Annotated in this window: 13 protein-coding genes and 1 tRNA gene; 7 read left to right on the plus strand and 7 right to left on the minus strand. The window is 38.0% G+C overall.

Annotated elements, in window-relative coordinates:
* The first annotated feature begins 59 nt into the window (after positions 1-59).
* From pyrC to NGC85_RS11625, 3 genes are all read left to right on the plus strand, one after another.
* Entirely contained in the window at positions 60-1,094 is a 1,035-nt protein-coding gene (gene pyrC / locus NGC85_RS11615; protein ID WP_254731326.1) for a dihydroorotase, read from the plus strand.
* On the plus strand, positions 1,079-1,741 hold the full coding sequence (rnt, locus tag NGC85_RS11620) for a ribonuclease T (RefSeq protein ID WP_169111320.1): 663 nt from the start codon (positions 1,079-1,081) through the stop codon (positions 1,739-1,741). The genes pyrC and rnt overlap by 16 nt, the downstream gene beginning before the upstream one ends.
* Before the next feature lie 19 nt (positions 1,742-1,760).
* Positions 1,761-1,836: transfer RNA gene (locus NGC85_RS11625), tRNA-Glu, on the plus strand.
* 60 nt (positions 1,837-1,896) lie between these two features.
* Here NGC85_RS11625 and NGC85_RS11630 read toward each other — a convergent pair.
* Positions 1,897-2,157, minus strand: coding sequence for a ribosomal protein L7/L12 (locus NGC85_RS11630; protein ID WP_254731329.1), 261 nt, complete (start codon positions 2,155-2,157; stop codon positions 1,897-1,899).
* Between the two features lie 64 nt (positions 2,158-2,221).
* Entirely contained in the window at positions 2,222-2,737 is a 516-nt protein-coding gene (locus tag NGC85_RS11635; RefSeq protein WP_005053077.1) for a hypothetical protein, read from the minus strand.
* A 216-nt stretch (positions 2,738-2,953) separates the two neighbouring features.
* On the opposite strand from NGC85_RS11635, the gene NGC85_RS11640 reads away from it, so the two are divergent.
* Positions 2,954-3,505: a DUF2239 family protein gene (locus NGC85_RS11640; RefSeq protein WP_254731332.1), complete on the plus strand. Its 552-nt coding sequence runs from the start codon at positions 2,954-2,956 to the stop codon at positions 3,503-3,505.
* A gap of 63 nt (positions 3,506-3,568) precedes the next feature.
* On the opposite strand, the gene cysN is transcribed toward NGC85_RS11640, so the two are convergent.
* The 5 genes from cysN to NGC85_RS11665 all read right to left on the minus strand — a co-directional run bounded on the left by cysN (position 3,569) and on the right by NGC85_RS11665 (position 10,208).
* Positions 3,569-5,182, minus strand: a complete 1,614-nt coding sequence (gene cysN, locus NGC85_RS11645; RefSeq protein WP_254731335.1) for a sulfate adenylyltransferase subunit CysN — start codon at positions 5,180-5,182, stop codon at positions 3,569-3,571.
* An 83-nt stretch (positions 5,183-5,265) separates the two neighbouring features.
* Positions 5,266-6,174 carry a sulfate adenylyltransferase subunit CysD gene (gene cysD, locus NGC85_RS11650; protein WP_005053074.1) on the minus strand — a complete coding sequence of 303 codons (909 nt, stop codon included), beginning with the start codon at positions 6,172-6,174 and terminating at the stop codon, positions 5,266-5,268.
* 320 nt (positions 6,175-6,494) lie between these two features.
* Positions 6,495-7,937, minus strand: a complete 1,443-nt coding sequence (locus NGC85_RS11655; protein WP_254731338.1) for a capsule assembly Wzi family protein — start codon at positions 7,935-7,937, stop codon at positions 6,495-6,497.
* Positions 7,938-8,083: 146 nt separating this feature from the next.
* Entirely contained in the window at positions 8,084-9,610 is a 1,527-nt protein-coding gene (gene lysS / locus NGC85_RS11660) for a lysine--tRNA ligase (RefSeq protein WP_254731341.1), read from the minus strand.
* A gap of 154 nt (positions 9,611-9,764) precedes the next feature.
* Positions 9,765-10,208: an SRPBCC domain-containing protein gene (locus NGC85_RS11665; protein ID WP_169111812.1), complete on the minus strand. Its 444-nt coding sequence runs from the start codon at positions 10,206-10,208 to the stop codon at positions 9,765-9,767.
* Positions 10,209-10,553: 345 nt separating this feature from the next.
* Here NGC85_RS11665 and rubA point away from each other — a divergent pair, with 345 nt between their 5' ends.
* The 3 genes from rubA (at position 10,554) to estB (ending at position 13,010) form a co-directional block, all read left to right on the plus strand.
* Positions 10,554-10,718: a rubredoxin RubA gene (gene rubA / locus NGC85_RS11670; protein ID WP_005053068.1), complete on the plus strand. Its 165-nt coding sequence runs from the start codon at positions 10,554-10,556 to the stop codon at positions 10,716-10,718.
* Positions 10,719-10,800: 82 nt separating this feature from the next.
* Positions 10,801-11,982, plus strand: a complete 1,182-nt coding sequence (gene rubB, locus NGC85_RS11675; RefSeq protein WP_254731344.1) for a rubredoxin reductase RubB — start codon at positions 10,801-10,803, stop codon at positions 11,980-11,982.
* An 83-nt stretch (positions 11,983-12,065) separates the two neighbouring features.
* The gene (estB, locus tag NGC85_RS11680; protein WP_005053066.1) at positions 12,066-13,010 is read left to right on the plus strand and encodes an esterase EstB; all 945 of its coding nucleotides are present in this window, start codon (positions 12,066-12,068) and stop codon (positions 13,008-13,010) included.
* Position 13,011 lies beyond the last annotated feature (1 nt).

Below are 13,011 nucleotides of genomic sequence, written 5' to 3' on the forward strand. Positions count from 1 at the left end.
TTACCATTTTCCCCCTATATGCATTATTATTTGTATTATTTTTAAGTTTGAAGTGCACCTTGAATACGATTACTCTTTTGCAACCTGATGATTGGCATGCGCATTTGCGTGATGGTTTAGCATTAAAACGTACTGTTCCAGATCTTGCTAAACAATTTGCACGCGCAATTTGTATGCCTAATCTCGTTCCACCTGTAAAAACTGTTGAAGAAGCAGTTGCATACCGTGAACGTATTCTTGCACATGTACCAGAAGGGCTTAATTTTGACCCTCGAATGGTACTTTATTTTACCGACTTCACCTCACCTGATGAAGTACGCAAAATCAAAGAATCTGAATTTGTAAATGCAATTAAACTTTATCCTGCTGGTGCAACAACAAATTCGGATAATGGCGTTAGTGATATTCGCAAGGTTTATGCTGTTATTGAACAACTTGAAGAACACCAAGTACCATTATTATTACATGGCGAAGTTACTCACAATCATGTTGATATTTTCGATCGTGAAAAGCGTTTCCTCGATGAAGTTTTATCACCCTTATTAAAACAGTTTCCTCAATTAAAAGTTGTTCTAGAACATATCACCACGAGTGAAGCTGCAAATTTTGTACTTGAACAAGATCGTAATGTTGCGGCAACCATTACTCCCCAACATTTATTATTCAATCGCAATGATATGTTAGTGGGTGGTGTTAAACCTCACTTCTATTGCCTACCTATTTTAAAACGCCAAACACACCAAACAACGTTACTTGAAGTGGCAACGAGTGGTAATCCAAAATTCTTCTTAGGCACTGATAGCGCACCTCACGCGCAACATGCTAAGGAAAATGCATGCGGTTGCGCTGGCTGTTATAGTGCACCAAATGCGATAGAACTTTACGCTCAGGCTTTCGATCAAGTAGGCAGGTTAGAACGTTTAGAAGGCTTCGCTAGCATGTTCGGTGCTGACTTCTATGGTTTACCACGTAATACGTCAACCATTACCTTAGTGAAAGAAGAAAATACTGTGGTTGAATCACTTGATTATCTCGATGATCAAAAAATTATTCCACTTCATGCAGGAAAAACACTGCAATGGAGAAAAGTGTGACAGAAGAAAACAAAGCTCCCGTCATTGGTCAGCGTTTTCGTGGTTTTTTACCTGTTGTTGTTGATGTAGAAACAGCAGGTTTTAACTGCCAAACCGATGCCCTACTTGAAATTGCCTGTATTCCAATTGTCTACGATGAACATGGACAATTTGTTCCAGGTCCCTCATTTCAGGCGCATATCAACCCTTTTGAAGGGGCTAATTTAGATCGCCGTTCGTTGGATTTTATTGGAATTGATCCATTTAATCCAATGCGTGTTGCTATGGCTGAAGATGAACGCGGCGCTTTACGACGCATTTTTAAATCATTAAATGAAGTTCGTAAGGCTCAGCATTGTACCCATGCTGTTTTAGTCGGGCATAATGCTCATTTTGATTTAGGATTTTTACAAGCCGCAATTCAACGAACTGGTACTAAAAATCAAAATCCGTTTCATAGTTTTTCTGTATTTGATACGGTGACTTTAAGTGCAGTAATGTTTGGACAAACTGTTTTAGCTAGAGCATGTATTCAAGCTGGAATTGAGTTCGATGGTAAAGAAGCCCACTCTGCTTTATACGATACACAGAAGACTGCTGAACTGTTTTGCTATATTTTGAACAAACTATCTCCTCATCTTCTTGACACTTTGGTGACAGAGCCCTAATATACACCCACCTCAAGAAGTCCCTATCGTCTAGAGGCCTAGGACATCGCCCTTTCACGGCGGTAACCGGGGTTCGAATCCCCGTAGGGACGCCAAATTCTAAAAAGCCACTGTCTAAATCTGAACAGTGGCTTTTTTATTAGGTTTCAGAAAATTTAATTAAAATACCAAATCAATATAACCAAGATAAATATCATCAATACAATAATTTTAATACCCCCACGACTTCGCTGAGCTAATTGCTCTTGAATTTGGGTTTGCTCCTGCGGATGCTCTTTTAAATACTGATCTACCAAATCCTTTGACTCTTTCAAGCCCAGACCTGTTTTTTCTCGGGTTATTTTTATTGCATCGATCAATTGACCTGATCTTAATGCCTGTAAAGCTTCATTAGGAATGACTGGATTTGGATTCATCAAATTAACATCCTTGTTATTTTAAATTCATCTGTATTGATTAAATTAAATCAATTTTAAAAATTTAATTTCCGCCGTAAAGTGAAATTAAATCATCTAACGTTGCTTGGTAATGTATCGCAATATCTTCAGATAGAATTTTATATGCATTATCGAACTGAACCATAGGCCACCCTTCTTTCCAAAATGGAAAAATATTGTGCAAACCTTCAGTTACAATTGCATCTTCACGACTGATGGCTTGGGCAACTTGAGATAAAACTTGTGCTGTTTCAGCACCATCAATTGCAAGATAATCAATCCCACGTACTTTTAAAATACGAATACGGTCTTTTTTATAACGAATTTTTTTTGCCTGTCCCGCATTTAAACCTAATGCTAGTGTTACAGCTTCTACAAATTTTTCTTCAAAACTTGTATTCAGCGCAACCAATGCTTGTTTATGTGCTTCTTGACGCCCTGCCTTTCCCCCATTACGGATAATCTCATTTGCTTCCGTATCCAGCTTATCTTTTTTCATAGACTGTAAAATGTCTAAAATTTCGATATCGCTTAAAGATTCAGGAGATTGCTCAATCATAGGAGTCCTAATACACAAAAATAAAAGAACATTGTCTCATAAAAGCGATATCAAAGCAGAACAAAATTAAAAATTGGCATTCTATCTGCATCATTTTTTATGTCCGATTCCAGAACTTGCTCTCCAATGTAATCAATTTTTTTAAGCCTTATTTATTTGCATAATTATTTTTACCCTGATAATATTATTTTACCCGTATAAAATAACCCAAAGAAAATGAATACCGAAATAACAACTTATACTGCCTTTTTAGGTCATACATTTTTCACCAATGGATGCATTGCGGAAGTTGCGTTAAAGATTAAAAAGAATTCAGAAACCACTCAGAATATTTTGATTTTTAATGATCAGACTGGTCAACAGATTGATCTCGATATTATTGGTTCTGATCAAGAGATTCAGCAGCGTTACAGTGAACTTGAGCCAGCTAAAAAGGTTGGACGACCAAAACTTGGTGTTATCTCTCGTGAAGTTACCTTACAGAAAAAACATTGGGATTGGTTAGATCAACAGAATTCCAGTGCATCTGCTGTAATTCGTAAATTGATTGATAAAGAGCTGAATAATCCAGCTTCTGAAAGCAATATCATGCTCGCTAGACAAGCCACTGACCGCTTTATGTCTGCCATGTCAGGTAATATGCCAAATTATGAAGAGGCAGCCCGTGCTTTATATCAAGGTGATCGGGAAGTCTTTTTAAAGATGATTCAAGATTATCCAAAGGAAATCCATCAATATATTCTCAAATTATCAACTTATGCATTCTAATTAATTCATATTCTGCACATAAAAAACCCGCTTACGCGGGTTTTTCGAAATCAATTCAGTCAATTAAAGACGAACCAATTCCACAACTTTTTCAGCGGCTTCTTCAATCGTTTCAGCAGTGATTTCAGTATCGGTTCCTTCAACAGTTGTCGTAATAACTACAACACCTGTTTCACGTAACAATCCAATTTGCTCAGCAGTTAAATTTGCTTTCGCAATCGCAACTACACCTTGTTGGATCAATAAGCTTTCTAAAGCTTGTGCATTTCCGATTAACTGTGCAGAAACTCCAATCACAGCTGGTTTCTGACCTAAGCGAGCAGCACGATCTTCCGCAGTGACTGGATTATTATGTGCATTCCACTCTACAGCAGCTTCAACCATACCCGCACCAACCGTAACGTTGCTTAGACGGTCAATAAAGATGAATGAACCCGTATAACGGCTGTCTTGATATTGGTCAAACACGACTGGAGCATCAAACTCAATTACAATATCTGCAATTGCATTTAATTCAAGCTCCTCAACCTGAGTATGTTCAAGTGTATTTACATTGACACGGTAATTGATCGCACTCACTTTTGCAGGAACAGTTTGCGTACCAATTTTGACGTTGTACAGTTTACCTTTCACTAAAGGATGTTCATTCATCCATACCACAGATGCGCGAACACTGCGTGAAATAAGCGGTTGCTCACCTGCACGAACCAAAACGTTACCACGTGAAATATCAATTTCATCATTTAAGGTCAAAGTAACCGCTTGACCTGCAACTGCTTGCTCAAGATTTCCATCGAAAGTAACAATCTCTTTAACAGTCGACTTTTTACCTGAAGGCAAAGCAACGATTTCATCGCCAACATTAATTTCACCAAGCGCGATCGTACCCGCAAAACCCCGGAAATCAAGATTTGGGCGGTTCACATACTGAACTGGAAAACGGAATTCTTTTTTATTTGAATCACGCTTAATTTCCACTGATTCAAGAATGCTCATCAAGGTTTGACCCTTGTACCATGGCGTACTTGCAGATGCGTTAACAACGTTGTCGCCATTCAATGCTGAAATCGGAACGAATAAAATATTCTCTGGACGGCGATCACCGAGTTGATTCAAGAATGCATCATATTCAACTTGGATTTCATTGAATCGAGCTTCAGAAAACTCAACCAAGTCCATTTTATTGATCGCAACAACAATATTTTTAATACCAAGTAGGCTTGCAATAAAAGTATGACGGCGAGTTTGGGTTTGCACACCATAACGTGCATCAATCAAGATAATCGCAAGATCAGCCGTTGATGCACCCGTTGCCATGTTACGTGTGTATTGTTCATGTCCTGGGGTATCAGCAATGATGAACTTACGCTTTTCTGTAGAGAAATAGCGGTAGGCTACGTCAATCGTAATTCCCTGCTCGCGTTCAGCTTGTAAACCGTCAACAAGTAATGCAAGGTCAGGTGCATCGCCTGTTGTACCTACTTTTTTACTATCACGCGTTACTGCTTGTAATTGATCTTCATAGATCAACTTTGAATCATAAAGCAAACGACCAATTAGCGTTGACTTACCATCATCGACGTTACCGCAAGTCAAGAAGCGCAAAAGGTCTTTATTTTCGTGCTGTTTTAAATATGCCAAAATATCTTGGCTAATAAGATCTGATTGATGAGACATTGCTCAAAACTCCACAAAATTTGAAATCGAATTTTGTAATCTCCCTAAATCCCTCTGTTAAAAGAGGGACTTGCTTAAGGAAATTAGAAATAACCTTCCTGCTTTTTCTTTTCCATTGAGCCAGCTTCATCATGGTCAATCATACGACCCTGACGCTCTGAGCTGGTAGCCAAAAGCATTTCTTGGATAATTTCAGGTAATGTATCCGCCTCTGACTCAACTGCACCTGTTAATGGGTAACAGCCAAGTGTACGGAAACGTACCGATTTCATTTGAGGAACTTCACCTTCTTTTAAACGCATACGCTCATCATCGACCATGATTAACGTACCGCTACGCTCTACAACTGGGCGTACCGCCGAGAAGTAAAGAGGAACAAGTTGAATATTTTCTAAATAGATATACTGCCAAATGTCTAACTCAGTCCAGTTAGATAAAGGGAAAACACGGATACTTTCACCTTTGTTCACTTTACCATTGTAAAGATTCCATAGTTCTGGACGTTGGTTCTTTGGGTCCCAACGATGCTTCGTATCACGGAATGAATAAACACGCTCTTTCGCACGTGATTTTTCTTCATCACGACGTGCACCACCAAATGCAGCATCAAACTGGTATTTATCTAATGCTTGTTTTAGACCCTGAGTTTTCATGATGTCGGTATATTTTGAACTACCATGATCAAAAGGGTTAATCCCTGCATCACGACCTTCTTTGTTCTGATGTACAATCAAATCAAAGCCATGAGTTTTTGCCATGTTATCACGGAATGTGATCATGTCTTTAAACTTCCATCCCGTATCTACATGCAGGAGTGGAAATGGAAGTTTTGCAGGGTAAAATGCTTTCATTGCAAGATGTAGCATGACTGCTGAATCTTTACCAATTGAATAAAGCATCACAGGATTTTCAAATTCAGCTGCAACTTCACGAATAATATGAATACTTTCTGCCTCAAGTTGCTTGAGGTGCGTTAATCTATTTTCAGTCATGTACATATCCCCCCTTATCAATGTTACCCATAAAATCTATAAGTGGTATTAAACCACCACTTGGAAGACCGTGTGGAGGAACGAGTATCATAACAACTCCAATTTTTCGTGATATCGATATTCTTACTAGTGAACAAATGAGCAATCTAGTAAAGTTTATCTATTATAATAATTTAGATCGAGTTCTTTAGCTTGTTTTTTCATATGAATATGCAAAATTGTGATATGTATAGATATAAAAAAGATGATGACCAAAATTTTATTTCAGATTAATTGACATAAAAAAGAAGCCATAACGGCTTCTTTTTTATTAATATTGCTTAAAAGCGGAACATATTTTTTTCCAATGGAATTTCCACGCCAACTGAAACACCGCCATCACTTCCATTTACATCAGAATCACTGACCCAGCCATTCACTTTTAATGGAATTGTTGGTTTTAAATAATGTGTCCAAGTTAAGTCCAGACCTTTTACAGTATCTTGTTTCGAAAATGCAGCATTGATTGCTAAGTCAGATTGATTGACTTTTGCATATATAACACGTCCATTTATACGATTCATGACATCAAAACGAATATCACCACCGACTGTATACATTTGGCCATCACCGCCCATCGCATGACCTAACGGAAAACCATGTTGGTAATACCCATCTCGATAAACGTGGTGGCTATAAGAAATACGTTTTACTTCACCATTGGTACGAGTATCCGCCCATTCAGCATAAAGTTGGTATGGCATATTTTTATAGCTTGATGAAAAATCAGCACCACCAAGGTACATATATTTAGCAGGTAGCCCACCAGCTTCATCTTCACCAACAAATTGAGTATATAAGCTTATTGGTACATTTAATAAAGGCAGTAATGATAATCGAGCATCAAATCCTGCAATCTGATTTGATATATCTTGATCCGACGTGTCAAAATTGTCATTCCCTTTAATTGCATTCCACAAAGAATCTAAGCTTTCAGAACGTCCTTCACCGCCCCATTGAATAGCTCGAGAAGCACCCAATTCTAAATAAGGTAAAGGTTGAGCAGTTAATCGTAGCCCAATTAATTTCGCATCTGGCACAGCTTTATAGTCATCAAGCTGCCCTGCAAATGCTTGATATTGCCAAGGTCCAATCCACGACAACCACTTTGTTTCAAAAGCATTTTGTACAGCACGTTGCACTGTCACACCATAAACAGGACGACTTGCATCACCACGGATCAAACTACCATCATGTCCAGGTCCCCAGTAAGTTGGGATTTGACCTGCTATTATCCACTGATTCCAAATTTTGCCTGCGATATACGAACCTTCGACATTGGCATCATTTCCATTATCAATTAATGGATCTTTTTCACCATTAACACGCAGTTTTGCATCCCAGTTTTCACCACCAACATTCAATTCAGCAGCAAGTTGATATTGTGATTTTCGACTATCTCCAAATGCTTGAGGAACTGTTTTGACATCAGTGCCTGCATGCAAACCTACTTTGACGGTTGCATTATCAGCCTGTAATGCATGTACAACCGAATCAATCACTTTCTGTTGCGTATTATTGCTCACCTTTGCTTGCGATAGCGCACGTTTAATTTCGTCACCACTCATCGGCCAAGTTGATGTACTGACTTGAATAACACCTTGCTGGTTTAACCAATTCAGGTCTGTTCTTAAATTTTCATCATTTAACACAATGCCTTGTGCAAATACTGTAGAAGAAAGAGACGCAAATAATGCGATATAAAGCGATTTTTTTAAAAACATGTCCAGACTGTTCTCAAATTTATTTATGGACACATGATCGTTTTTTTGAGCTGACTTTTCAATCTTCAAACCAAACAATTACAATTCTTAACTGAATAAACAAAAGCCACTCGAATTGAGTGGCTTTTTTGAATTATTTAAAACTATTAATCTTTACGACGCATATGCGGGAATAACAGTACATCGCGAATACTTGGTGCATTAGCGAATAACATCACCAAACGATCAATACCGATCCCTTGACCCGCTGTTGGCGGTAAACCATATTCTAAAGCTTCGATAAAGTCTGCGTCATAATGCATTGCTTCATCATCACCAGCATCTTTTTCTTCAACTTGTGCTTGGAAACGTTCTGCTTGATCAATTGGATCATTTAACTCAGAGAAACCGTTTGCCAATTCACGTCCACCAATAAAGAACTCAAAACGGTCTGTAATATGTGGATTTTCATCATTACGACGTGCAAGCGGTGAAGTTTCAGCAGGATACTCAGTAATAAAAGTAGGCTGACGTAGTTTCGTTTCTACCGTTTCTTCAAAAACGATGGTCTGTAACTTACCCAAACCGAAACCAGGCTTAACTTTTTCTTTCAATACGTCTTGTGTGAATTTTGCCAAGAACTCACGATCATTGACATTTTCAGCTGTAAAGTCAGGATTATGTTCAAGAATGGCATCAAACATTGAGATTTTCTTATATGGACCTTTGAAGCTATATACTTCTTCACCATAAGGCACATCAGTAGAACCTAAGATATCTACTGCCAATTTCTCAAGCATGTTTTCAGTCAGTTCCATCAAGTCTTTATAATCTGCATAAGCTTGATAGAATTCAATCATGGTAAATTCAGGGTTATGACGTGTTGAAACCCCTTCATTTCTGAAGTTACGGTTAATCTCAAACACACGTTCAAAACCGCCCACCACAAGGCGTTTTAAATAAAGTTCTGGCGCGATACGTAAGTAAAGCTCCATATCTAAAGCATTATGATGCGTTACAAATGGTTTTGCTGAAGCACCTCCTGGAATCACATGCATCATTGGCGTTTCAACTTCCATGAAACGTTCATTGGTCAAAAAGGCACGAATACCTGCAACGACTTTGGCGCGAATTTCAAAGGTTTTACGCGTTTCTTCGTTTACGATCAAATCTAAATAACGTTTACGATATTTCGCTTCAGTATCGGTTAAACCATGAAATTTGTCTGGGAGTGGGCGTAATGATTTAGTCAGTAATTCAAAACCTTCAAGATGAACATATAAATCACCTTTGCCCGAACGACCAATATAGCCTTCAGCAGCGATAATATCGCCAAGGTCTAAACTTTTGATCGTTTCTAAAATATCAGCTGGTAAACCTTTACGATCTACATAAAGTTGAATACGACCTGTCATGTCTTGGATCACAATGAATGACCCACGGTTTAACATCACACGACCAGCAACTTTGACATAAACTTTTTCAGCGCCTTCGATTTGAACTTTATCTTGATCTTTAAATTGTTCTTGCAAATCGCCAGTATAATGCTCACGTTTAAAGGTATTTGGCCAAGGGCTCTTACCCGTTTGTTTTGCATTCTCTTTAATTTGCTTCAATTTGGCATGACGCTGTGCGATTAAATCGTTTTCGGAAAGTGTCTGTTCTGAAGTCGATTGAGCGTTTTGTTGCGTCATCTCTGCCTCGATCTAAGTAAATTTGAAGTCGCATAGAATAACAGATCAAAAGCTATTTTCGCAGCATTTGAATGACATTAATAAGAAAAAAGCAAATATTTGTATCTATTGGATAACTTTAATATCTGCATTTTCTTAAAATTTTTGAATTTACTTAACTATCTTTCTCAGCTAAATGTTTGACGAGTGCTAGCCCCTGATCAAATCCTTTATTCATCATTTCAGTATATTCAGGCTGAATATCCACTTCGACATGCAATTGGGTTATCCCATCCAAATCAAATAATAAATATTTTTCCAATGAGCCAGCCCATGACTTAACTTCCTCACTATCAAAGTCTTCTTTACCATTCTGGATCATGCCTAAATGTTTAAAGACAATTTCTTTAGGCTGATCAATACTTTCAATGGTTGAAATCATACCGTTTCCTTCTCCATCAAAGAAACGTGTCTGACCGCCAACAGTCCAATCACTTTGCATAGTCGAACTACATGAGAAAAATTTAGTCCAATCTTGATAGGTTTCTTTGGTCCATAAAATGTCCCATACGCGTTGTGGGGATGCATAAATTTTTATATCAAACGACAAGGTTTCCATAAATTATTCTCCATTTTTATTTTCATAATCCATCATATTACAATTCTAAATGTTTATTTTTTATTCAAACCAAACTCATACATTGGTTATTTTTATCGTAACAATCGACTAAAAACACAATAAAAAATTAGAGTAATTGCTCAAATTACAATAGTTTCAGATTGAATTGCCATATTAGTTTTTTTATAAATGATTAAACTCTTGCATTTACTTTACTTAAAAGTCGTTCTGCGTAAAAATCAACTCCTGATCAACACAAGTTTGTTCTATTGCAGCGATCGTAGCGACATTATGGAATAGTTTACTGAAAGGCACGACATCACACCTATCAGTTTGGAGAGTCACATGAAAAAATATCAATGTATCGTTTGTGGGTGGATTTACGACGAAGCAGATGGTTGGCCACAAGACGGCATTGCAGCAGGTACTAAATGGGAAGATATTCCTGATGATTGGACTTGCCCAGATTGCGGCGTTTCAAAAGCAGATTTTGAAATGGTTGAAATCTAAATAGATACTAAAGACCATGACAATGATCATGGTCTTTTTTTTCCTATTGTTTGTTTTAAATGAAAATATAGTGGAGATTACAATGCATCCTATCGTCATCATCGGATCGGGCATGGCAGGATATACCGTTGCACGAGAATTTCGGAAACTCAGTCCAGAACATGAACTCGTGATGATTTGTGGGGATGATGCAGTAAACTATGCAAAACCGACCCTATCTAATGCTTTTGCAGGAAATAAAGCACCTGAACAAATTGCATTGGGTGATGCTGCAAAAATGGGCACTCAACTCAATATGCGTATTGAAGCTGAGACTTGGGTTAAAGAAATTGATGCCGAAAAGCATAAAATTACATTAGAAAAAAATGGTGAGACATTTTCTCAGCCGTATTCAAAACTGGTACTTGCAGTTGGCGCAAATCCAATTCGTTTAGCAATTTCAGGTGATGGCAGTGAAGATATTCATGTCGTAAACTCTTTAGTTGACTATCGTTTATTCCGTGAAAATTTAGCCAAGCGTAAAGATAAACGTGTGGTGATTTTAGGTGCAGGTTTAATCGGTTGCGAATTTGCGAATGACTTATTACATAGCAGTTATGATGTAACTGTAATTGACCTTGCACCTCAGCCATTGGGTCGTTTATTACCACATCATGTCGCTGATGCTTTTAAAACAAATTTAGAACAAGCAGGTATTAAATTCGCTCTATCAACCACTGTTGAGAAAGTAACGAAAATTAATAATGGTGAAGATTACGAAGTAACTTTGGCAACAGGTCAGACTTTAATTGCGGATATCGTGCTTTCGGCGATTGGTTTACAGCCAAATACATCTTTAGCAAAAGCTGCAAATATTCAAACCAGTCGCGGAATCATCACCAATACATTATTGGAAACTAACCAAGCCGATATCTATGCTGTTGGTGACTGCGCAGAAGTGAATGGAACATTATTACCGTTTGTAATGCCAATCATGCAACAAGCACGTGCTTTAGCAAAAACCTTGAGTGGTCAAACAACAGCAGTACACTACCCTGCAATGCCTGTTGCCGTGAAAACACCAGCAGCGCCTTTAACGGTGTTACCTGCGCCATTAGAAGTTGAAGTAAACTGGGAAACTGAAGAATTTGATGATGGTATGCTCGCTAAAGCGACTGACAGCGAAGGTACACTAAGAGGTTTTGTGCTTTTAGGTGCATCGGCTGGTAAGCAACGTCTGAGCTTAACTAAACTGGTACCAGATTTGATTCCAGCTCAAATTTAAGTTTGAAATACATGAGTTTGTTATAGATATGATGTATAACAAACTCTTAGAATACAAAAAGAATTCAACTTGGAATGAAAACCATGAACAGTGCTCTCCAATTTAACGTGTCACCCTATGCTGCATTTATGCAAGAAACCAAAGTTACCTTGGGAAACGGCATAGAATTGCATGTTGAAATGGGTGGTAATCCTGAACACCCCACGATTCTATTGATTATGGGTTTGGGTGCTCAGATGCTGTTTTGGCCTGATTTCTTTTGTAAATCATTGATTGATCAAGGTTATCGCGTTATTCGTTTTGACAATAGAGATATTGGCTTATCTTCAAAGATCCGTAATAAAAGACAAAGACTGAACACCATGAAACTGATGGGACGTTTTATGTTTGGGCTTGGAAATGAAGGTGCACCATATACACTTTATGATATGGCTGATGATGTGGCGATGTTAATAGATCAACTTGGATTGGGAAAAACCTATATTTTAGGTGCTTCTATGGGGGGTATGATTTCGCAAATCGTCGCTGCTAAATATCCAGAAAAAGTTGAAAAAATTGGTTTATTATTCACCAGCAATAATCAACCATTTTTACCACCTCCCTTCCCTAAGCAATTATTTAGTTTAATCGGAAAACCAGAAGCACATGATGAAGATGCGATTGTAAATCATAGTTTGAAAGTATTTCATATCATTGGCTCACCTGGATATGTCAATCAAGTTGAGGCAATACAGACGATTCGTAAATTATATCGTCGTAGTTTCTATCCAGCGGGTGTACTTCAACAGTTTTTAGCAATATTATGTACAGGTTCTTTATTACCTTTAAACAAGAACATTACTCAACCGACTTTGGTTGTTCACGGTTCCAAAGACCGTTTGCTACCACCAAGTCATGGGAAAGCTGTTGCAAAGGCGATCTCTGGTGCTAAGTTTGAATTAATTCATGGAATGGGGCATGATATTCCTGCACATTTCATTCCACAACTTAGCGGTTTGTTTGCTAATCACTTTAGATCATCACACTAGG

Origin of the sequence: Acinetobacter sp. Z1, from assembly GCF_024296945.1 — a bacterium.
Lineage (GTDB): Bacteria > Pseudomonadota > Gammaproteobacteria > Pseudomonadales > Moraxellaceae > Acinetobacter > Acinetobacter beijerinckii.

Coding starts and splice junctions, on each gene's coding strand:
- rnt (WP_169111320.1), top strand. CDS start 1,079: ATGGAGAAAAGTGTGACAGAAGAAAACAAAGCTCCCGTCATTGGTCAG.
- NGC85_RS11630 (WP_254731329.1), bottom strand. CDS start 2,157: ATGAATCCAAATCCAGTCATTCCTAATGAAGCTTTACAGGCATTAAGA.
- NGC85_RS11635 (WP_005053077.1), bottom strand. CDS start 2,737: ATGATTGAGCAATCTCCTGAATCTTTAAGCGATATCGAAATTTTAGAC.
- NGC85_RS11640 (WP_254731332.1), top strand. CDS start 2,954: ATGAATACCGAAATAACAACTTATACTGCCTTTTTAGGTCATACATTT.
- cysN (WP_254731335.1), bottom strand. CDS start 5,182: ATGTCTCATCAATCAGATCTTATTAGCCAAGATATTTTGGCATATTTA.
- cysD (WP_005053074.1), bottom strand. CDS start 6,174: ATGACTGAAAATAGATTAACGCACCTCAAGCAACTTGAGGCAGAAAGT.
- NGC85_RS11655 (WP_254731338.1), bottom strand. CDS start 7,937: ATGTTTTTAAAAAAATCGCTTTATATCGCATTATTTGCGTCTCTTTCT.
- lysS (WP_254731341.1), bottom strand. CDS start 9,610: ATGACGCAACAAAACGCTCAATCGACTTCAGAACAGACACTTTCCGAA.
- NGC85_RS11665 (WP_169111812.1), bottom strand. CDS start 10,208: ATGGAAACCTTGTCGTTTGATATAAAAATTTATGCATCCCCACAACGC.
- rubA (WP_005053068.1), top strand. CDS start 10,554: ATGAAAAAATATCAATGTATCGTTTGTGGGTGGATTTACGACGAAGCA.
- rubB (WP_254731344.1), top strand. CDS start 10,801: ATGCATCCTATCGTCATCATCGGATCGGGCATGGCAGGATATACCGTT.
- estB (WP_005053066.1), top strand. CDS start 12,066: ATGAACAGTGCTCTCCAATTTAACGTGTCACCCTATGCTGCATTTATG.